This is a genomic window from Prosthecobacter fluviatilis, assembly GCF_055388355.1.
Map to the genome: position 1 here is coordinate 4,380,397 of NZ_AP043782.1, position 20,673 is coordinate 4,401,069.

The following is a 20,673-nucleotide window of genomic DNA, read 5'->3' on the forward strand; positions in this document are numbered from 1 at the left end:
GGGGAAAGCAGAAGTTTGAAAGCCTCACGCATGCATCACCTGCCCCCCATCAATATTGATGGTCTGCCCGGTGATGTTCTTCGCATGATCTGACGCCAGAAACGTCGCCATCGCCGCATACTCGTCCGGCATCTGCCAGCGGCCCAGGTGGGACACCTTCTGGATCTTCTCCGCCGCCCACGCGTCAAAGCTCTGCCGCTGGCTCTCCGGCAGCTTCTTCTGCCCCGCCGCCCAGATGCTCTGATTCAGCTCCGTCTTCACCATCCCCGGCGCCAGCGCATTCACCCGCACATTATGCGGCCCCAGATCCTTCGCCGCGCACTGCGTAAAATTGATCAGCCCCGCCTTCGACGCGCTGTACGGCGGATCCGTCTGCGACCCCATCTGTCCCGCCACGGAAACGAGAAACAGCATCGATCCCCCGCCGCTCTCGATCAGCCTCGGCGCAAATGCATGCGCCACATTCACCGCGCCAATGAGGTTCACCTCCAGCACCCGCGCCCAGTCCCCAGGCTCCAGATTCCAAAACGGAAACCCAAACTTCCCCGAGCCAATGCCCACGCAAAAAACAACGTGATCCACCGCCTCAAACTCACCCGCAAACCTCTTCACCCCTTCATAATCCGTCACATCCCCCACCGTCACAAACTCCGCCGTCTTCTCCCGGTCAAATCCACGCACCACGCACCCCTCCGCCACAAAACCATCCGCAATCGCCCGGCCAATGCCACGCGCCGCTCCAAACACCGCCACCGACTGTCCCGCAAGATTCAAATTCATCCCTCAATTATGAAGCGCCCGCTTCGCTTATGCAAAGCCCACCTCACGTTCACACACGTGCCCAGCTCGAGGCAGGGAGGCTGGTCCTCCAGCCTCCGCCCAGCGTCTCGACACAAGCGCTGCCGGAAATCAGTTGGGGGAAACGATATCGCCCACCCAGCACCCCACAAAAAAGCCTCCTGCGTTCTGCAGGAGGCCTCTCTTAAAGATTGGGTGTCAGACGCGCCTGCATCACAGGCAGGTCACTCTTAGTGTTCCCAGCTGTTGCCCACCAGCGTCGGGACATCTTCATACGTGAAGTTCTCGCCGTAGTTGATCGTGGGCTGCGGCCACACGCTGTAGCCGTTGCCATAGCCACCGCCATGACCGCCAAAGCTCGGAGCTCCGTTGAAGTTGCTGCCGTAATAGGTGCCGCCGAGCTTCACAGGCTTGTAGCCACCACCGCTCCAGCTCCAGTCATGACCACAGGAGGTGAGGGACAAAGCGGCAAGAACCGAAACGAGAACCAAGGAGTGAGCGGATTTCATGGAGCTGATAGGATTGAGACTGGCAATTATTGTTGAGAATTGGCCAACCCGGCGAAAAAAGCAATCCTATAAATCCACCTCCTCGCTTCCTCGGCCCCTTCGTCCCCTAAAAAATCACCGTTCCCTCTTCAGCGAAGGCTCAGGCCCCTCCGGGTTGGCCCAAATTTCTTGAATCTCCCCCTCTCATTCCACGTTACCCCTCACCCCATGAAACGCACGCTTCTCGCCCTCCTCGCCGCCGCTTCCGTCACCTTGGCCGCCGACCACCCCGACACCACCGGCTGGCAGGACCTCTTCCCCTCCGACTTCTCCAACGCAGTCGATCCCGCAGGCTGGGTCATCAAAGGCGGTGAACTCGTCGCCACCACCCACGACACCCTCTGGACCAAGGCCTCCTACGGCGACTTCATCCTCGACCTCGAGTTCAAGGTCGAAAAAGAATCCAACAGCGGCATCTTCCTCCGCTCAGGAAATATCAAAGACGTCCTCTCCGCCCTCGAGATCCAGGTCCACGACTCCGCAGACGGCAGCAAATACGGCATGGTCGCCGCCATCTACGATGCCATGCCCCCCAGCCAGAGCGCGGCCAAGCCCGTCGGCGAGTGGAATCACTACACCATCACCTGCAAAGGCCCCCTCGTCACCGTCCTCTTCAACGGCGTCGAAGTCATCAATGCCAACCTCGACAACTGGCCCGAAGTCGGCAAAAACCCCGACGGCACCCCCAACAAATTCAAAAAAGCCCTCAAAGACTTCGCCCGCTCCGGCCCCATCGGCCTCCAGGGCCTCCACGGCAAAGCCCAGGCCCCCGTCTACTACCGCAACATGAAAATCAAGGTGCTGGAGTAAAACCTAGCGCACTTCCCGACCACTCGGTCAAAGCCATGACAGCACTGCTTTCCGAGTGGTCTCCCAGCCGCCCCGACTGGTTTCGAAATGAGGATCAGCTGGACCATGTAAGAGCGGCCCTGCATTCGAGATTCGCAGACGTCCGCGATCAGGAAGAATGTCGCTATCTCATGCGACTTTGGTGGCATTTGGATACGACCACCTCAGAGGTCTCATATGATGAGCTTGCACAGGTAGTATCCCCACAAAAGCTTCGCAGGCTGGATCAGCTCTTCGACTTCATGGCTGCGAGGAACTATGACGCCATCGACGATTGGGCGACCAAGGCCACCCGGGAAATGGTCGAGACACTCGATCGATAATCCCGAAATCTGGCTGCTTCCGGCGCAGCAAAGTAGCCTTGTTCCTGCGGAACAAGGAAGCCCCCGTTTCCACCCTGACTCTTAACAAGCGTGAAACTAACAACCGCGAACCTAAAAAGACCTCAATCGGATTACCCGCACGCCGCCTTGATCTCCTCCAGCTCCGCCCACCTCGCAAACTTCCCCTCCAGCTCCGTCTTCTTCGCCTCCAGCTTCGCCAGGTAGTCATTCGTTCCCGCCCCCAGCTTCACAAACGTCTCCGGGTTGCTCAGCTCCGCCTCCATCGCCGCGATCTCTCCCTCCAGCGTCGCCATCGCCGCCTCCACCTCCGCCAGCTCACGCTGCTCCTTCTGCGACATCTTCTTCGGCTTCGCATTTCCCGCCGCCGCCGGCTTCTCCTTCTTCACCGGCGCCTGCACCATCGCCAGCTCCGCCGCAGCCTTCGCCGCCCGCTTCTCCTGGTAGTAGCTGTAGTTCCCCGCGCATTCATGGATGCGCCCCTGCCCCTCAAACGCGATCAGCCGGTCGCACACCCGGTCCAGGAAGTACCGGTCATGGCTCACCACCAGCACGCATCCTTTAAAAGAAAGAATCGCCTCCTCCAGCACCCGCATCGTCTGCAGGTCCAGATCATTCGTCGGCTCATCCAAAATCAAAAAATTGCCCCCGCGCCGCAGGATCTTCGCCAGCAGCACCCGGCTCTGCTCCCCACCGCTCAGCTCCTTCACCCGCATCGTCGCGCGCTCATCGGTGAAAAGGAAGCGCCGCAGGTACGTCCGCACATGCAGCTTCTCTGGGCCAAACTGCACAAAGTCAGAGTTCGGCCCCGCCACCTCCTCCATCACGCTCTTCTCCGGGTCCAGCAGCAGCCGCTGCTGGTCCACATAGTTAAACACCGTCCGCTTGCCGATCGTGACCTTGCCCTCGGTCGGCTCCTGCTCGCCCATCAGCATCCGCAGCAGCGTCGTCTTGCCCAGCCCGTTGCGGCCGATGATCCCCGTGCACGTCCCCGCCTCAAAACTCAGGTTCAGGTGGCTGAAAAGCCACCGGTCATTCACACACGCCCCGATGTCCGTCGCATCGATGATCGTGTTCGCCAGCGGCGCCGCCGGCGGAATAATCAAATCCATCACCAGCTCCTCCTCAGGCGCATCCATCGCCGCCACACGCGCATACTCATCCAGTCTCGAGCGTTGCTTCGTCCGCCGCGCGCTCACACCCGCCCGCACAAACTCCAGCTCATGCCGCAGAAAGCTCTGCCGCCGCCTCTCCGAGTTCGCCTCCACACTCTCGCGGATCGCCTTGCTCTCCAGAAAGTCACTGTAGTTCCCCGGATGACTGTAAATCCGGCTGTCATCGATCTCGATGATCCGCGTCGCCACCCGGTCCAGAAAGTACCGGTCATGCGTCACAAACAGCACCGCCCCGGTAAACTCGCGCAGGAAAATCTCCAGCCACTCGATCGACTCTGCATCCAGATGGTTCGTCGGCTCATCCAGCAGCAGCAGATCCGGCTGCGCCACCAGCGCACGCGCCAGTGCCACGCGCCTCTTCTCACCACCCGAGAGCCCCTTCACAGTCCGGTCCGCCGCAGGCACCCCCAGCTCATTCATCGCCGTGCTGATCCTCGTCTCCACACCCCAGCCATCATGCAGTTGGATCTGGTGCAGCAGCTCCGCCTCCTGGTCCCCCTTGTAATCCCCCGACTCATAGCGCGCCACCATCTCCAGCAGCGCCGCCGCTCCGGAGCGCACGTTGTCCAGCACGCTCGCCTCCTCATCCAGCGTAAACTCCTGCGCCAGGTGGCTCACAATGATCCCGTTCCTCCGCGAGATCGTCCCGCTGTCCGGCTTCTCCGTCCCCGCCAGGATGCGCATCAGGCTCGTCTTTCCCGACCCATTCCGCCCGACCAGCCCCAGCTTCTCCCCTTCATGGATGCTCATCGTCGCATCAATAAACACCTGCTGCAGCCCAAATTGCAGGCGCAGGTCTTTGGCAGAAATAACAGCAGGAGTGATCGGAGACATAAAGGGGGCCGTTGAGATAGCATCATCTCCCACTCACTGCGAAAGATTACACCTCAAATCCTCCAATTTCGCCTCACCAAGTTAGCGCCTTGTACAACAGACCGGCATCCTTGCCATGAAGGCCAACGGCCTTCCGTCTTTCAGCCCAGGGGTGCCGAGCTTTAGCGAGTGCTCCCCTGGGTTCAGCCAGCCAATCCGGGAAGCAACCCCAGCGCTTTCGCCGCACACCGCGACCACCAGCAGCGTATTTCACGCCACTCCGCCACCGCCTCTGTCACTACGCACACAAGCCCCCTCACCATCTCCACGCCGCCCGCCCAATTTACAATTCTCAGTTTTCAGTTCCCATTTTTCAACCTCCCGCTCACCCAACGCTCCCCAGCCACACCTCAAAATCATTCCTTGGCCAACTATTCCTCTGCCAAAAAACAGCATTTCCTTTCACTCCACCACAAACTCTCACTTCCCCAGCGTTTCCCTCACCATCACCGGATCATCCGTCGTGATCCCGTCCACCCCCAGCGCCGCAAACCGCTTCACATCCGCAGGCTTGTTCACCGTCCACACATAAAGCCCAAAGCCTGCATCGCGCACCTGCTTCACCATTGCTGCATCCCACGGAAAATCCGTCATCCCCAGGTCCAGCCCGTCCAGCTTGTCCGCCTTCGTATCCGCGATCAGCTGCGTCAGATCCGTCGGCTTCTTCTCCTTCGTCTTCCCTGAGGCCAGCCGGTACACCTTCATCCACGGCATCGCCTTCTTCGACTCCGCTGCCGCCCCACGGTTAAAGGCAATGATCGCCAGCTGCGCCGCACGGTCCTTCATCGGTTCCAAAATCCGCTTCAGCTCCGGCACGATCTCCGCCCCGCACTTCACCTCAATGAAGAAACGCTGCTTCCCCTTCGGCATCGTCGCCAGCGCCTGCTCCAGCGTCGGGATCTTCTCACTCGCCCACTCCTTGCCCTTCCACGTTCCCGCATCCAGCGCCGTCAGCTCCGCCTGTTTCGTCGTCGCCACATCCATCTTCACGCCTGTGGTGCGCTTCGTGTCCTTGTCATGAATCACCGCCGTCTTGCCGTCGGCGGTCAGGTACACATCCAGCTCGCACGCATCCGTCCCGTTCTTCCACGCCAGCTCAAACGCACCCAGCGTGTTCTCCGGGGCACGCGCGGAAAAACCGCGATGAGCGACGATTTCGACAGCGTTGGCAGACATGGCGGCGAGAAGGAAAAAGACGGCAGACTTCATGAGGGAGAAAGCAAACGGCACAAGCATCCGTAACCATTCGCCCCAAATGAAATTTTGTTTCCTGCTCGTCATCAGCATCATCATCGTCCGCACGCTGACTTCCTGCTCCAAGTCACCGTCCGCCGACCCCAAAGACCAGCACGTCATCCTCATCAGTCTCGATGGCTTCCCCGCCTGGCTCTGGAACGATGAATCCCTCCAGATCCCCAATCTCCGCAAGCTCGCCGCCGAAGGTGCCAGCACCAAGGCCATGACCGTCAGCAATCCCTCCATCACCTGGATCAATCACACCACCCTCGTCACCGGCGTCGAACCCCGCAAGCACGGCGTCCTCTTCAATGGCCTCCTCGTCCGCCAGGGCGACAACAAGCCCCCCAAGATTGAGCAGTGGGCAGACAAAACCAGGCTCGTCCATGCCCCCACTCTCTACGATGTCGCTCACGACGTCGGCCTCACCACCGCCGAGTCAGACTGGGTCGCCGTCACCAAAGCCAAAACCATCGACTGGAGCTTCGCCGAGCTCCCCGAAGCCGAAGGCAAGGTCGAAAAGGAAATGATCGCCGCCGGCGAGATCAAGCCCGAGCACATCACCTGGATGCAGCTCGGCCCCCAGCGCAAAAGCGTCACCTTCCTCGACAACATGTGGACCAAGGCCGCCATCCACATCTTCAAGACCCACAAGCCCAACCTCCTCCTCTATCACACTCTCAACACCGACTCCACCCACCACACCTACGGCCCCGGATCCACCGCCAGCCACACCGCCCTCGCCTACGCCGACCGCCTTGTGGGAGATCTCGTCAAAGCCGTCGAAGACAGCGGCCTGCGCGACAGCACCACCTTCATCATCGCCACCGATCACGGCTTCAAGAAAGTCACAAAGATCATCCTCCCCAATGTCGAGCTCAAGAAAGCAGGGCTCGCCCAGGGCCTCGGCCCCACCATTACCACCTGCGATGCCTACTCCATGACCCAGGGCGGCATGGCCTTCGTCTATGTCACCAATCCCGCCCGCAAAGCCGAGCTCCTCCCCAAGCTCAAAGAAATGTTCTCAAAGGTTGAAGGCGTCGATCGCGTCATCGACGGCAAAGACGGCCACACCCTCGGCATGCCCACCCCCGAGGAAAACCAGGGCATGGGAGATCTCATCCTCTACCCCAAAGCTGGCTACGCCTTCAAAAACGACGCCGGTGGAGACGCCACCGTCACCCCTTCCGTCAACTACGCCGGCACCCACGGCTACCCCAACACCGACCCCGAGCTCGACGGCATCTTCATCGCCAGCGGCCGCGGCATCAAAAAAGGCATCGTCCTCGACCGCATGGCCAATCTCGACGTCGCCCCCACCATCGCCAAACTCCTGGCCCTCAAGCTCCCCCAGCCCGACGGCCGCGTCCTCGAAGAGATCCTGATCTCCGCAGACAAGAAATAATTCACTGCTCAACGCAGCAGAGATTCCTCTCTGGCCTGAAGTGCACTCAGTTAATCGCATGCATTGCAGAACTTAGCCCGGAAGCAAAAGGCTTTAGGAGCGCGGACTTTAGTCCGCAGCAGGCCGCAATTTCGAGGCGCTTGAAGCTGTGCTTTAAGCATCGCAAGCAGGCCGGTTCTGGAACGTGAATGCGGCGCAAATGAAGGTATGAAGGGCATTTGCTCCCGGAGAGCCGTAGCGAAGCGAAGACAGCCGAAGGCAAAGCACGGAAGGTAGCCGGTGGTGAAGCGAGCCTTGGCGAGCGAGAACCACCGGACTAGGCCCACGACGTCATTCCCACCCAAGGCCGCATGCCGGAGGTATGCGAGAAGCGTTCTCATCCTCGAGGGGGGGCTCATTGCTGGGAGCGCCGATGTCCACATCGGCTCCGGACGCATGTCCCTGCCGCACCACTTCGCCACACACCCCGCCAAAAACCAGCACACATCCCCATCTCCGCCCCACCACACCTCAATCAAATCACCCACCGCCCATTCCTTTGCCAACACATTCCTCTGCCGAAACACAGCGCTCCCTTTTCGTCCGCCCACCCTCTCTCCAACTCTGCCCCTCCCCATTCACGTTGCTCTCCATTCCATTGCCAAAAACAAACACCCTTTCGCCCACAGCCCACTAACCCCTCTCCCACGCCCCCTGGGTGCATTTTGGATACATCATGGTGCGCGCTGAATCATCACGCGCGGACAGATTCAAAAGGCAGGCCTTGTACCCTCCTTTGTCACACGCAAGAAACCTCGCTTCCACCACGTTTCTACCCGTGCAACTACTTCAGCATATAGAAAATGCCCGCCACCAGTTCACCCCGCCGCCAGCCCAGGACAAAGCCAACCCCCAAGGCCCCCGTCCATGACTCCGGCTTCAGCACCCCCAGCCTCGACCGCGCCCTGGCCGTCCTCCACTGCCTCGGCGGCCACCCCCAGGGCCTCTCGCTTTCCGAGATCGCCGCCCAGCTCAAACTCTCCGTCAACTTCGTCTACCGCGTCACCCAGTCACTCGTCTCCCACGGCTACCTTGTGCGCGATGCCGAAAAACGCTTCAGCGTCGGCGCCGCCATGCTCAAACTCTGCCAGCCCGTCATCGATGACGTCCCCCTCACCGAGGCCGCTTTGCCCGCCATGCGCTGGCTCAGCGACCAGACCGGCGAAGCCGCCCACCTCGGCATCCTCAGCGGCTCCGAAGGCATCGTGCTCGAGCGCGTCATCGGTCGCGCCATGATCAAATTCTACGTCGAGCGCGGCACCCGCTTCCCCCTCCACACCAGCGGCCCCGGCAAAGTCATGCTCGCATTCACTCCCGAATCCGAGCGCGACGACATCATCTCCGGCATGAAGTTCGAACGCTTCCACCCCTGGACCATTTCAAACCGCAAAGACTTCCTCAAGTGCCTCGATGAAGTTCGCCAAACCGGCTTTGCCGTGGACGTCGGCGAACACCTCGAAGGCCACCACTGCCTCGCCGCTCCCATCTTCAACGCCGAAGGAAACGCCATCGCCTCCCTCTGGATCACCGGCCCCAGCCAGCGTCTGAGTGAAGAGCGCATGGCCAAACTAACTGCCGTGATAAAACAAGCCGGCACCATGGCCACCACAGCCCTGCGTGGAGGCGCCCTCGCAGCATGAACCACAAGCACCTCATCTCCATCCTGAGCCTCAGTGCTCTTCCCATGCTGGCGCAGACGCACGCGCAAACCGCCCCGCCCCAGATCCAGCAAAGCTGCCTCGAATGCCACGACAAGGACAACACCAAAGGCAGCCTCGATCTCACGGCTCTGCCCTTTGATCTCACCAATCCCGCCACCCGCGACCGCTGGATCCGCATCTACGACCGCGTCGAAAAAGGCGAGATGCCCCCCAAGCCCGAAGACCTCCCGCAGCCAGACCGCGCCGCCCTCGTCAAATCTCTGTCCACCTCCATCACCACCGCCGATCACGCCGACATCCTCGCCCACGGTCGCGGCCCCCTCCGCCGCCTCAACCGCGACGAGTACGAACAAAACTTGCGCGATCTCCTTCAACTCCCCGACCTCGACATTCGCGACATCCTGCCCGAAGACCGCGAAGGCCACCGCTTCAACAAAACCACCGACATGCTCGACATGTCCCGCGTGCAGCTCGTCGCCTACCTGGACGCCGCAGAGGCCGCATTGCACGCGGCCATGACCACCGAGCCAGCACCGCCGCCAATAACCAAATATCGCGCCGTCGGCACCGATCTCTTCCCCGGCACCGGCACCTTCGGCAATCGCGAGGCCATGTTCTTCGCCCGCGACAGCAAGGCCATGGAGTTCAAAGGCAAAAACGACAAAGGCAAAAACGAGCCCACCGAAAAGGACCTCGCCAAAGACGACACCATCGAGATGGCCCTCTTCCGCTCCGCCAGCTGGCCTTACCTCGGCACGCCCAAACACTTTACCGCAAAGCGCACCGGCAACTACAAAGTCCGCTTCTCCGCCCGCGCCGTCCTGCAGCAGCCCGGCTACGTGATCACCCCGGCCACAAAGCCCCTGCCCATGACCTTCCGCACCCGCAAACCTGCGGGCGTGGACATCATCAATGAAGTCCACGACTCCGGCGGCATCATCGACATCCAGCCCGAAAAGCGCGTTTACGAAACCACCGTCCGTCTGCGCGCAGGCGAGGCCATCGAGTACAGCCTTCTCGGTCTCCCCATGCCGCTGGCCATGAACCCCAACGGCTCCGCTCCTTCCTACCGCTATCCGCCGTTCCCAGAGGGCGGCCAGCCCGGCCTCGCCGTGCAGTGGCTGGAAATCGAAGGCCCCGTCGAATCCCAAACCTGGCCGCCAGCCTCCCATCGCGTCCTCTTTGATGACCTCGGCATCCAGCCCAAACCCCAGGACCCGCAGCAGGAGGCCAGACGCCTCCTCCGCCGCTTCGTCACACTCGCCGCACGCGAGCCCGTTCCCGAAGAAGACCTGAAACTCTTCGACTCCCTCATCCAGGCCCAGCTCGCCAAAAACGTGCCCTTCGCAGAGGCTATGCTCGCTGGCTACAAGGCCTTCCTCGCCTCCGGCGACTTCATCTACGTCCGCGAGCCCATCAAGGCAGACGACCACTTTGCCATCGCCTCCCGCCTCTCTCACTTCCTCACCAACTCCCGTCCTGACGCCAGGCTCATGGACCTCGCGCAAAACAAAAAGCTGCGCGATCCCCAGACTCTCCGCGCCGAAACCGAACGCCTCATCGCCAGCCCCGCCTTTGACCGCTTCGTCAAAAACTTCACCGACTGCTGGCTCAATCTCCGCCACATCCGCCGCGATGATCCCGACATCCGCCTCTTCCCTGAATACCGCTTCGACGAATACCTCGTCGAAAGCATGGAGCGCGAAACCCGCACCTTCTTCACCTCGATGATCCGCGACAACCTCCCCGCCAGCGTGCTGGTGCAGTCAGACTTCGTCTTCGCCAACGACCGCCTCTCCAAGCACTACCAGCTTCCACCACTCACCGGCTCCGCCATGCGCAAAGTTCCAGTGCCCAAAGGCAGCCCCCTCGGCGGCCTCCTCACTCAGGCCGCCGTTTTAAAAGTCAGCGCCAACGGCACCACCACCTCCCCCGTCGTTCGCGGCGCCTGGGTCATGGAGCGCCTCATCGGCCAGCCACCTCCACCACCACCCGCCAGCGTCCCCGCCGTCGAGCCCGACATCCGTGGTGCCAAAACCATCCGCGATCTCCTCGCCCTCCACACCAAATCCAAAACCTGCGCCGCCTGCCACGCCCGTTTCGATCCCGTCGGCCTCGCCCTCGAAAACTTCGACATCCTCGGCGGCTGGCGCACCCACTATCGCGGTCTTGAAGAAGGAGAACGCATCACCGGCATCGACCGCGCCGGCCACACCTTCAGTTACACCATCGCCTCCCCCGTGGACACCAATGGAAAACTCCTCGACGGCCGCACCTTCAAGAACATCAACGACCTCAAAACCCTCCTCGCCGCCAATCCCCGCCAGCTCGCCCGCAATCTCCTCCACCAGTTCACTCTCTACGCCACCGGCACCCCCGTCCGCTTCTCCGACCGCCCCCAAATCGAATCCCTCCTCAACACCTGCTCAAAGGACGGCTATCGTGTGCGCGATCTGATACTCGCGCTGGTTCAAAGCTCCATCTTCCTCGGACAATCGAAATGAACGCTCCTTACATCGCCAAACCCCTTTCTCGCCGTCGCTTCTTGCATAGCGCGGGGGTGAAGCTTGCTCTTCCGTTGCTGGAATGTCTGAAACCAGTGTTCGGCCGAGCCGCTCAGACAAAAGCCCCGCAACGGCTGCTGATCATCTCGAACAACCTCGGCTTTCTACCAAAGCCGTTCTTCCCCAAAAACACCGGACGCGACTACGAACTCTCACCAACCCTCGCGCCACTCGCCGAAGTCCGCAATGAGTTCACCCTCTTCAGCGGCATGTCCCACCCGGACGTCAACGGCGGCCACAGCGCCGAAAACTGCTTCCTCACCGCCGCACGCGGTCCCACCAAGAGCGGCTTCCGCAATCAAATCTCCCTCGATCAATACATCGCCGAAAAACTCGGCCAGCAGACCCGCTACCCAACGCTCAACCTCGGCGTTAACATCGACAAAGCCAATCGCAGCCTCTCCTGGACTCGCGATGGCGTCCTCCTTCCCGCCGAAGACAGCGCACCCGCCCTCTTTCGCCGCATGTTCGTTCAGGGCGATCCCGCCGCCGTCAAAAAACAGCTCCAGCAGCTCGATGAACGCGGCAGCATCCTCGACACCCTCCTCGACCAAACCAAACGCCTCAGCCGCGACCTCGGCAGCACCGACCGCGCCCGCCTCGATCAATACCTCACCTCAGTCCGCGAAGTCGAAGAGCGCCTTCTCACCGCCCGTGAATGGGAGCTCAAGCCCAAGCCCGTCGCCACCCAGCCCGAGCCCAAGAACATCCAGGACAAAAAACTCATCTTCGAAAAGCTCGACCTCATGCTCTCCATGGCGCAGCTCGCCTTCGAGTCCGACTCCACCCGCATCATCACCCTCATGGTCGATGCCTTCGCCACACCCGCTTTCCATCTTCCCGGTGCTGACAACACCACCGAAGGCTATCACGGCCTCAGCCATCACGGCCAGTCCGAAGAAAAAGTACGCCAGCTCGCCGAAGCCGACCTCGAGCAGATGCGCCTCTTCAAAAAGCTCATCCAAACCCTCGCCTTAAAAAAGGAGGACGACGCCCGCCTTCTCGACCGCACCATGGTCCTCTTCGGCAGCAACATGGGAGACGCCAACACCCACGACAACACCAACCTCCCCATCCTCCTCGCCGGCGGCGGCTTCAAACACGGCCAGCACCTTGCCTTCAAACGCGACAACAACCTCCCCCTCAGCAACCTCTTCGTCTCCCTCCTCCACCGCCTCGGCGTCGAGTCCGACAAATTCGGCTCCAGCACCGGCAGCCTCACCGGTCTGGCCTAGATCACCGCAATAGTCCTGCGCATAGCAAGCGGCCCTCCCTCTCCCAGTCCTGTCCCGCCTTCACGTGCCTTGCACTCATCTCATTGTCAGGAATGGTTCCCTCATTGAAACCAGCCCTGCTCATCCTCGCATCCTTCCTCGGGTGGCTGAACCCCCAGCTCACCACGCTGGACCACCGCCAGCACGAGCTCCAGACCGCGCTCTCAAAACTCCCCGCTCTTCCCGCCCCCCAGCCCCTGGAGCACGCAGGCTTCCACAGCGGCCTCGCTCCGCATGCCGACTCCGTCCGCTGGGTCCAGATCGACCTTGGTGCCGAGTACCCGCTCGACTCAGTCGTTGTCATTCCCGCCATGCTCGGTGTGGTCGAAGCCTACGGTTTTCCACGCCGCTTCCGCATCGACGCCTCAAACGACCCCCTTTTTGCCGAATCCGACACACTTCTGGACCATTTCTCCGACAATAACGCGCCCTCACCCGCGCCATGGTTTGTGGCAGGAAATGGAATCAAAGCACGACACATCCGCTTCACTGCCACCACCCTTGCCGCCCAGCCCCACGGCACCCGCCGCTACATCTTCTGCCTCGGCGAGCTCCTCGTCTTCAGCCAGGGCCGCAACGCTGCCCTCCACGCCCAGGTCCTTGCTCCCAACTCCGTCGAAACCCTCCCCACCTGGTCCCCTCGTCATCTTGTGGACGGCGCTTACTCTCTCGGCCTGCCAGTGCATCCAGATGAAACAAACGGCAACGGCTGGCACAGCGGCATCTCCACCAACGCGGAGACCACTAAATGGATTCAGGTGGATCTCGGCGCACCTCATGCCATCGACGAGATCCGCCTCATCCCCGCCCACCCCCGCGACTACCCCGAGCGCTCCGGCTTCGGCTTCCCCCGCCGCTTCAAAGTGGAAGCCGATGGCAAAACCATCTTCGACGCCACCACCACCGACTTCCCCAATCCCGCAGACACCCCGGTTGCTTTCTCGTGCCCCAATCTGCGTTGTCAGACCATCCGCGTCACCGCCACGCATCTCTGGGAACGCAGCGGCGACTTCGTCTTCGCCCTCGCAGAGCTGCAGGCCTTTGACCATGGTCGCAACATCGTGCTCAACTCCACAGTCACGAGTTCAGACGACACCATCACCGCATCATGGACCCGCTCTGGCCTCATTGACGCACGCAGTAGCACCGGCGCCCTTTTGGATGAATCCACCTGGCTCTCCGCTCTCTCCCTGCGCCGCCAGCTCACCGATGAACTCACCGCCTTGGAAACTCAGCGCAACCAGGCGCTTGCCATCGCATACCAGCGCACCACATGGCTTGGCGGCAGCGTCTTAGGCATCGCCATCCTCTCCGCCTGGCTCGCATGGTTGCGTTCTCGCCGCTCTCGTCAGCAGGAGATGGAATCTCTGCGCCATCGCATCTCCCGGGATCTCCATGACGAAATTGGCAGCCACCTCGGCAGCATCCGCCTCATGTCAGAGCTGGCGCTGCGAGACGGCCCCGCCTCCGACTCCATGCAGGAAATCCACCGCCTCGCGGGAGAGGCCGCCGAGTCCATGCGTGGCATCATCTGGCTTGTTCGTGAGGGCGATCTGCCACCGCTTTCAAGCCTCGTCGAGGCCATGCGCCAAAGCGCTGCATCCTTGCTCAAAGACATCGACTGGCAGCTTGATGCGCCAAACGGCAATGAACCCGCCACCGCTTCGCTCGAATTCCACCGCCAGGTCTTCCTCCTCTTCCGTGAAGCCGTGCACAACATCACCCGTCATGCCCATGCTGCAAAAGTGCGCATTTTGGTGAAATGGAAGGCAAAACACTTCCATCTCCGCATTGAAGACGACGGCTGCGGCTTCGATTCCGCCGCCATCACCGCAGGAAACGGCCTCGCCAATCTCCGCCACCGCGCCACCGTTCTCGGCGGCGCCCTGCACATCACTGGCAGTCCCGGCCACGGCACCTGCATTACCCTGGAGGCTGATTTCTCATGAGCACACTTTGGATCGTTGAAGACCATGCTTCTTTTCGGCGCACTCTCGTGCGTCTCCTTGCCACCGAAACGGACCTGCAATGCCCTTGTGACTTCGACTCCTGCGAAAAGCTCCTCGCCGCACTTTCTGAATCAAACGCCCCCGACCTGATCCTCCTCGATGTCGGCCTTCCCGGCATGAGCGGCCTTGATGCCATCCGTCTCATCAAAGAGCGCGCACCCAAGACCCTCGTCGTCATTCTCACCGTCTTTGAGGACGACGACAAAGTCTTCCAGGCCATCTGCGCCGGAGCAGCCGGCTATCTTCTCAAGACCAGCAGCGGAGCCGACATCACCCAGGCCGTGCGCGATGCCCTCGCAGGCGGCTCTCCCATGAATCCCCGCATCGCCCGCCGTGTGCTGGACATGTTTTCCAAACTCGCACCCAAACAGCGCGACTACGGCCTCAGCGACCGTGAAAAGGAGATCCTGCAACTCATGACCACAGGGCTCATCAAAAAGGAAATCGCCGACAGGTTGAGCCTCAGCGTGCACACCGTGGACACCTACCTCCGACGCATTTACGAGAAGCTGGAGGTCAACACACGCACCGGCGCCGTGGCCAAGGCGCTCAAAGAGGGGCTGGTCTGACTGTCCCGCGCTCGCGTGGCATGAAAATCTCCCTCGTGCATCGTATATCCTGCACATGCGTTTCCTTGCCCTCATCGTCATCTCCGCCGTCAGCTCTGCCAGCGCGGTCGATTTTGTTCGCGAGGTGCGGCCCATCTTCGAAAAGCACTGCTATGAATGTCATGGCAGCAAAAAGCAGAAGAGCGACTACCGGCTCGACATCAAAGCCATCGCCCTGACCGGCGGCGAGGAGCATGCCCCCAACATCATTCCCGGCAAAAGCGCGGACAGCCCTCTTTTCCATTTCGTCAGCGGCGCGGATGAAAAGACCAGCATGCCGCCGAAGGAGAAACTGAGCAGCGTTGAGATCGATCTGCTCAAGCGCTGGATCGACGAAGGCGCGGAGTGGCCCGATGGCGTGGACGTGGCCGAGGTGGAGAACCGTCTGGACTGGTGGAGTTTCAATCCCCTGGTGAAGAAGGATGGATCCGTTGATGATTTCATCCACACAAAGCTCAAGGAGCAGGGCTTCAAGCCTGCGCCTGAGGCCGATGCTCGCACGCTGATTCGCCGCCTGTTCTTTGATCTCACCGGCCTGCCTCCTTCACCCGAGGAGGTGAAGCGGTATGAAACACTGCCTTATGAAAAGCTGGTGGATGACCTTCTTGCCTCTCCACGCTACGGCGAGCGCTGGGCTCGTCATTGGCTCGATCTCGTGCACTACGGTGAAACTCATGGCTACGACAAGGACAAGCCGCGTCTGAATGCCTGGCCCTACCGCGACTACGTCATTCGTGCGCTGAACAGCGACAAGCCCTACGCTCGGTTCATCGAGGAGCAGATCGCCGGAGACGCGCTCTATCCCGGCACCACAGATGGCATCACCGCCTTGGGCTTCATCTCCGCCGGGCCGTGGGACCTTATCGGACATGCGGAGGTGCCGGAAACGAAACTGGATGGCAAAATCGCGCGCCATCTGGACCGGGATGACATGGTGCAGAATACTCTGGGCACCTTCTGCTCGCTCACTGTCGGCTGCGCGCAGTGCCACAACCACAAGTTCGACCCCATCACGCAGGAGGACTATTACTCCCTGCAGGCCGTCTTTGCCGCCATCGATCGCACGGAAGTGAATTATTATCCCGATGATGACTCCATGCGTCGTTTCATGGATCTGGATGGCAGGCGGCAGAAGATCGTGGCAGACATCAAGGCGCTGGAAGAGCCGCTCAAACAGAAAGCGGGTGAAGCCTACACCGCACTCTCCAAGCGCATTGATGGCGCTGCTGACAAAGCCTCCAGCACCAATCCGAATGCCAAGCCGGACTTTGGATATCACAGCGCCATCGTGAAGGATCAGAACGCCGTGAAGTGGGTGCAGGTGGACCTCGGCAACAGCATGGAAATTCAGCGCATTGTATTGAAGCCCTGCTACGACGACTTCGGCGGCATCGGTGCCGGTTTTGGCTTCCCTGTCCGCTTCAAGGTTGAGGCCAGCGATGACCCAACGTTCAAGACAGGTGTCACTCTCATCTGGCGCAAGCATGACGCCACCTTCATGAACGACTTTAAAAATCCCGGCCTCACACCCTTTGAAACGGGCACGGCGGAGGATGACGGTGCCAAAGGCAGGTATGTGCGAGTCACAGCCGTGAAGCTGGCCGAGCGCAAAGATGACTACATCTTCGCACTCTCGGAAATGGAGGTCTATGCCGCCAAAAACGGCCCCAATATCGCCGCAGGAAAGCAGGTGGCTGCATTGGACAGCATCGAGGCTCCGCCGCGCTGGCGGAAGGCCAATCTCACCGATGGCATCGCCCCGCAGGCCCGCACTCTGGAAGACAAACAACGGCTCATCCGCGAGCGCGATGCCCTCATGCTAGCGCAGGCAGATGCAGCCACACGCCGCCAGTTGCAGGATCTGCGCACAAAGCGCACGGCTGTGGATTCTGAGATCGCCCAACTCCCCAAGCCCGGCAAAGTCTATGCGGGTGCCATCCACACTGGTACTGGCGCATTCAAAGGGACGGGCGGCGAGGGTGGAAAGCCCCGCGTCATCCAGGTGCTCAAGCGCGGCGACATCAAGCAGCCTGCCAAGGAGGTTGGGCCGCAAAGCATCGCCGCGCTCAGCGGAGCTTTTCATGATGCGTATCAGATGGCAGGAGAAGGCGAAGCAGCGCGCCGTGCGGCACTGGCGCGCTGGGTCAGCAGCAAAGACAATGCTCTGACCTGGCGCAGCATCGTGAACCGCGTCTGGCAGCATCACTTTGGCCGTGGTCTGGTCGATACCGCGAATGACTTTGGCCGTATGGGCGGCAGGCCCAGCCATCCGGAACTGCTCGACTGGCTCGCCGTCACCTTCCGCGATGATCTCGGCGGCAGCTTGAAGCAACTGCACAAGCTCATCGTCATGAGCGCCACTTACCGGCAGACTTCCGACAAATCGGAGCCTGCGGACGCAAACAACGTATTCCTCTCCCGCCAAAACCGCCGCAAGCTCGATGCCGAATCCATTCGTGATTCGATCCTCTCCGTCAGCGGTAAACTGGATCTCACCATGGGCGGTCCCAGCTTTCAGGACTTCATCATCGAAAAGCCGCAGCACAGCCCGCATTACGAGTATCAGCTTCACGACCCCGAAGATCCGAAGTCCTGGCGGCGCAGCATCTACCGTTTCATCGTGCGTTCCCAGCAGCAGCCCTTCATGACTACGCTCGACTGTGCCGACCCCTCCATGCGGGTGGAAAAGCGCAATGAGTCGCTCAGTCCGCTGCAGGCACTGGCCATGATGAACAACGGGCTCGTCGTGGTCATGGCCAGGCATCTGGCTGAACGAGTGGCCAAGGAAAGGAATGAGATGGCAGCGCAGGTGGAGCGCGCATTTGCGCTGGCCCTCTCCCGCAGCCCCGCTGCGGATGAGCTCGCGCAGCTGCTCGAATACTCCCGACGCGAGGGTCTTGAAAACACCTGCCGCGTCATTTTGAACCTGAACGAATTTAGCTTTGCGGATTGAGTCGCTTGATAGGCTGGTGCGGCGCAGACGTTCCATGCACCCACCGCCATGAGACTGCACCTCCTTGCACTGATTGCCGCTTCCTTTGCCTGTTGTCTGCACGCGCAGCAGCCGGATGCCGAAATCCGCCACGTCACCATCTGGAGCGACGGCACCCGCATGGCGGGAGACCTGTATGTGCCGCGTGATCTCAAAGAAGGCGAAAAGCGCGCCACCGTGCTGTTTTGTGCAGGCACCGCCGGGGTGAAGAAGGGCAATGGCGGGCTCTACGCCAGGCGTTTTGTGAAGGAGGGCTTTGTCGTCCTCGCCTTTGACTATCGCGGCTGGGGGGAAAGCGACTGCAAGCTCACCCTGCCCGAGCCCATGCCCAAAGCGGACGCCGACGGCACCGTCACCGTCAAAGCACGGCCCGTGCGCTGGCAGATGGACATGGCGGACCAGACGCTCGACATTCGCTGCGCCATCAGCTTTCTCATGGGCGAGCCCTGCGTGGACAAGGAGCGCATCGGGCTGTTTGGCACGAGCTATGGCGGCGGTCTAGTGGTCTGGGTGGCAGGAAACGATCCGAGGGTGAAATGTGTCGTCTCCCAGGTGCCCGGGATGGGTGGCGGCCGCCCTCAGTCCGCACAGAAGTACGCCAACGAACTCGCCGTGAAGCAGGCACGCGGCGAGACAGAGCCCGTGCCGATCGAAACCGGGAAGCTCGGCGGCAAAATGGCCACCTATGCCCAGATGCGCGCCAATCCCGCCAAGGGGCTGGGCTACAACGCCGTTGAAGCCGCCGGGAAGATCACCGCTCCCACGATGATCATCGTGGCCGAAAAGGAGGAGCTCATGAGCAATGAGGAAAATGGCCGACGTGCCTTTCAGCTCCTGCAGAAAAACCTCGTGAAGAGCGAATACCACGTGCTGGAAGGCATCGGCCATTACGGCGTGTACAAGGAAAAGTTTGAAGAGGCCACGAAGCTCGCGGCGGACTGGTTTCATCTTCATTTGGACTCAAACCTCAAAGCCCCATGAAATGCCATGCGCTGGTCCTTCTGGCAGGTGCTGTGTTCACGGTCCATGCGGATGACTGGCCGCAGTTTCGAGGTATGAATCGCGATGCGGTCTGGAGTGAGACTGGCATCATGCAGACTTTTCCCCAGGAGGGGCTCAAAACCACATGGAAAATCAACGTGGGAAGCGGCCTCGCGAGTCCTGTGGTGGCAGGCGGCAGGGTGTACCTGCACGGTGCGGAGCTGCAGCAGCCCAAGGCGCATGAGTGCCTGCGCTGCCTGGACGAAAAGACCGGCCAAGAGATCTGGCGGCATGCCTATGATGTTACCTATCCCGACTGGGCCTTTGATTCGAAACAGAACAGCGGGCCCAATGCGACACCGATCGTGCATGGCGGCAAGATCTATGCCCTGGGGCAGATGGGAGATCTCTTCTGCCTGGATGCGGAAAAAGGCGGCATGCTGTGGCATCGGAACTTGATGCAGGACTTTGGCACCAAGGAATTCACCGGCACCACGCCCTCGCCGCTCATTGAGGGCGGCCTGCTCATCCTGCCCATTGGTGCTGGCAGTGGAGCCACGGTGGTGGCATTTGATTTGGAGACCGGCAAGGAAATCTGGCGTGCGCTGGATGATCCGTGGACCTACGCTTCACCGCTGGTGATCAGCGCGGGCGGTCAGCGGCAGCTCATTGTGTGGACACCGAAAGCCGTGACATCGCTGGATCCCGCCAGCGGCAAAGTCTGGTGGCGTGAGGACATCGACACCACCAACCAATATGGCTCTGCCACACCCATGCAGCGTGGTGACAGGCTGCTGATCAGCGGGCTGATGTTTCAGCTGGATGCCGCCAAACCCGCCGCCACGGTGCTCTGGCCGGAGGGCCGCTCTCCCACCAAGGTGGTGCTGAGCGCCTGCTCCATCTCCCTGCTGCAGGATGGCTGCGTTTTCTCCGGCAAAACGAACGGACATCTGGTGTGCCTGGACGCAAACGACGGCAAGATCTTGTGGGACAACGATCAGGTGACCGGCAAAGGGCAGGGGGGCACGATTCAACTCACGCCGAATGGTGACTCCACACTCATTTTTACCGATCAGGGGAATCTCATCCGCGCGCGGCTCAGTCGTGACGGTTACCAAGAGCTGAGCCGCGTGCATGTGGTCGATCCCGTGCAGCCCTTCGCCGGGCGCAAGCTCATCTGGCCGCCCCCTGCGTATGCCAATGGCCATATTTTGATCCATAACGGTGGTGAGCTGGTCCGGGCCTCGTTAACCAGCAATGAGCCGTGATAGCGTGCAAAAGGTGGAGCGAGATGTCCCGAACAGCTTAAAATGCTTGGTT

15 protein-coding genes are annotated in these 20,673 nt (G+C 60.9%); 11 read left to right on the forward strand and 4 right to left on the reverse strand.

Annotation, left to right across the window (positions count from 1 at the left end):
* Nucleotides 1–24 precede the first annotated feature (24 nt).
* Nucleotides 25–780, reverse strand: a complete 756-nt coding sequence (locus tag ACZ5WW_RS17050) for an SDR family NAD(P)-dependent oxidoreductase (RefSeq protein ID WP_377166062.1) — start codon at nucleotides 778–780, stop codon at nucleotides 25–27.
* 248 nt (nucleotides 781–1,028) lie between these two features.
* Nucleotides 1,029–1,307, reverse strand: a complete 279-nt coding sequence (locus ACZ5WW_RS17055; RefSeq protein WP_377166060.1) for a hypothetical protein — start codon at nucleotides 1,305–1,307, stop codon at nucleotides 1,029–1,031.
* Nucleotides 1,308–1,514: 207 nt separating this feature from the next.
* Between ACZ5WW_RS17055 and ACZ5WW_RS17060 the strand changes: the two genes are divergently transcribed.
* The gene (locus tag ACZ5WW_RS17060; protein WP_377166058.1) at nucleotides 1,515–2,156 is read left to right on the forward strand and encodes a 3-keto-disaccharide hydrolase; all 642 of its coding nucleotides are present in this window, start codon (nucleotides 1,515–1,517) and stop codon (nucleotides 2,154–2,156) included.
* Between the two features lie 35 nt (nucleotides 2,157–2,191).
* The gene (locus ACZ5WW_RS17065) at nucleotides 2,192–2,518 is read left to right on the forward strand and encodes a hypothetical protein (RefSeq protein ID WP_377166056.1); all 327 of its coding nucleotides are present in this window, start codon (nucleotides 2,192–2,194) and stop codon (nucleotides 2,516–2,518) included.
* A gap of 131 nt (nucleotides 2,519–2,649) precedes the next feature.
* Here the strand turns inward: ACZ5WW_RS17065 and ACZ5WW_RS17070 are convergent, their stop codons facing one another.
* Nucleotides 2,650–4,545 (reverse strand): ABC-F family ATP-binding cassette domain-containing protein, encoded by a 1,896-nt coding sequence (locus ACZ5WW_RS17070; RefSeq protein WP_377166054.1) that lies wholly within the window; start codon nucleotides 4,543–4,545, stop codon nucleotides 2,650–2,652.
* A gap of 459 nt (nucleotides 4,546–5,004) precedes the next feature.
* Nucleotides 5,005–5,793 (reverse strand): glycerophosphodiester phosphodiesterase, encoded by a 789-nt coding sequence (locus tag ACZ5WW_RS17075; RefSeq protein WP_377166052.1) that lies wholly within the window; start codon nucleotides 5,791–5,793, stop codon nucleotides 5,005–5,007.
* A gap of 46 nt (nucleotides 5,794–5,839) precedes the next feature.
* On the opposite strand from ACZ5WW_RS17075, the gene ACZ5WW_RS17080 reads away from it, so the two are divergent.
* From ACZ5WW_RS17080 to ACZ5WW_RS17120, 9 genes are all read left to right on the forward strand, one after another.
* Nucleotides 5,840–7,225 carry an alkaline phosphatase family protein gene (locus ACZ5WW_RS17080; RefSeq protein WP_377166050.1) on the forward strand — a complete coding sequence of 462 codons (1,386 nt, stop codon included), beginning with the start codon at nucleotides 5,840–5,842 and terminating at the stop codon, nucleotides 7,223–7,225.
* Between the two features lie 842 nt (nucleotides 7,226–8,067).
* A complete protein-coding gene (locus ACZ5WW_RS17085; protein WP_377166048.1) occupies nucleotides 8,068–8,904 on the forward strand; it encodes an IclR family transcriptional regulator in 837 nt (278 codons plus the stop codon).
* Nucleotides 8,901–11,429 carry a DUF1592 domain-containing protein gene (locus tag ACZ5WW_RS17090; RefSeq protein WP_377166046.1) on the forward strand — a complete coding sequence of 843 codons (2,529 nt, stop codon included), beginning with the start codon at nucleotides 8,901–8,903 and terminating at the stop codon, nucleotides 11,427–11,429. Before ACZ5WW_RS17085 ends, ACZ5WW_RS17090 begins: the two co-directional genes overlap by 4 nt.
* A gap of 95 nt (nucleotides 11,430–11,524) precedes the next feature.
* On the forward strand, nucleotides 11,525–12,724 hold the full coding sequence (locus ACZ5WW_RS17095) for a DUF1552 domain-containing protein (protein ID WP_377166044.1): 1,200 nt from the start codon (nucleotides 11,525–11,527) through the stop codon (nucleotides 12,722–12,724).
* Nucleotides 12,725–12,816: 92 nt separating this feature from the next.
* Nucleotides 12,817–14,712 carry a discoidin domain-containing protein gene (locus tag ACZ5WW_RS17100; protein WP_377166042.1) on the forward strand — a complete coding sequence of 632 codons (1,896 nt, stop codon included), beginning with the start codon at nucleotides 12,817–12,819 and terminating at the stop codon, nucleotides 14,710–14,712.
* Entirely contained in the window at nucleotides 14,709–15,341 is a 633-nt protein-coding gene (locus ACZ5WW_RS17105) for a response regulator (protein ID WP_377166040.1), read from the forward strand. The genes ACZ5WW_RS17100 and ACZ5WW_RS17105 overlap by 4 nt, the downstream gene beginning before the upstream one ends.
* Before the next feature lie 55 nt (nucleotides 15,342–15,396).
* The gene (locus ACZ5WW_RS17110; protein WP_377166038.1) at nucleotides 15,397–18,333 is read left to right on the forward strand and encodes a DUF1553 domain-containing protein; all 2,937 of its coding nucleotides are present in this window, start codon (nucleotides 15,397–15,399) and stop codon (nucleotides 18,331–18,333) included.
* A gap of 48 nt (nucleotides 18,334–18,381) precedes the next feature.
* A complete protein-coding gene (locus ACZ5WW_RS17115) occupies nucleotides 18,382–19,353 on the forward strand; it encodes an alpha/beta hydrolase (protein ID WP_377166035.1) in 972 nt (323 codons plus the stop codon).
* A complete protein-coding gene (locus tag ACZ5WW_RS17120; protein ID WP_377166033.1) occupies nucleotides 19,350–20,621 on the forward strand; it encodes a PQQ-binding-like beta-propeller repeat protein in 1,272 nt (423 codons plus the stop codon). The genes ACZ5WW_RS17115 and ACZ5WW_RS17120 overlap by 4 nt, the downstream gene beginning before the upstream one ends.
* Nucleotides 20,622–20,673 lie beyond the last annotated feature (52 nt).

Excerpts from the sequence above, each read along its gene's own strand:
- ACZ5WW_RS17115 (WP_377166035.1), top strand. The coding sequence starts at position 18,382 with ATGAGACTGCACCTCCTTGCACTGATTGCCGCTTCCTTTGCCTGTTGT.
- ACZ5WW_RS17080 (WP_377166050.1), top strand. The coding sequence starts at position 5,840 with ATGAAATTTTGTTTCCTGCTCGTCATCAGCATCATCATCGTCCGCACG.
- ACZ5WW_RS17085 (WP_377166048.1), top strand. The coding sequence starts at position 8,068 with ATGCCCGCCACCAGTTCACCCCGCCGCCAGCCCAGGACAAAGCCAACC.
- ACZ5WW_RS17105 (WP_377166040.1), top strand. The coding sequence starts at position 14,709 with ATGAGCACACTTTGGATCGTTGAAGACCATGCTTCTTTTCGGCGCACT.
- ACZ5WW_RS17120 (WP_377166033.1), top strand. The coding sequence starts at position 19,350 with ATGAAATGCCATGCGCTGGTCCTTCTGGCAGGTGCTGTGTTCACGGTC.
- ACZ5WW_RS17110 (WP_377166038.1), top strand. The coding sequence starts at position 15,397 with ATGCGTTTCCTTGCCCTCATCGTCATCTCCGCCGTCAGCTCTGCCAGC.
- ACZ5WW_RS17055 (WP_377166060.1), bottom strand. The coding sequence starts at position 1,307 with ATGAAATCCGCTCACTCCTTGGTTCTCGTTTCGGTTCTTGCCGCTTTG.
- ACZ5WW_RS17090 (WP_377166046.1), top strand. The coding sequence starts at position 8,901 with ATGAACCACAAGCACCTCATCTCCATCCTGAGCCTCAGTGCTCTTCCC.
- ACZ5WW_RS17050 (WP_377166062.1), bottom strand. The coding sequence starts at position 780 with ATGAATTTGAATCTTGCGGGACAGTCGGTGGCGGTGTTTGGAGCGGCG.
- ACZ5WW_RS17100 (WP_377166042.1), top strand. The coding sequence starts at position 12,817 with ATGGTTCCCTCATTGAAACCAGCCCTGCTCATCCTCGCATCCTTCCTC.
- ACZ5WW_RS17065 (WP_377166056.1), top strand. The coding sequence starts at position 2,192 with ATGACAGCACTGCTTTCCGAGTGGTCTCCCAGCCGCCCCGACTGGTTT.
- ACZ5WW_RS17070 (WP_377166054.1), bottom strand. The coding sequence starts at position 4,545 with ATGTCTCCGATCACTCCTGCTGTTATTTCTGCCAAAGACCTGCGCCTG.
- ACZ5WW_RS17060 (WP_377166058.1), top strand. The coding sequence starts at position 1,515 with ATGAAACGCACGCTTCTCGCCCTCCTCGCCGCCGCTTCCGTCACCTTG.
- ACZ5WW_RS17075 (WP_377166052.1), bottom strand. The coding sequence starts at position 5,793 with ATGAAGTCTGCCGTCTTTTTCCTTCTCGCCGCCATGTCTGCCAACGCT.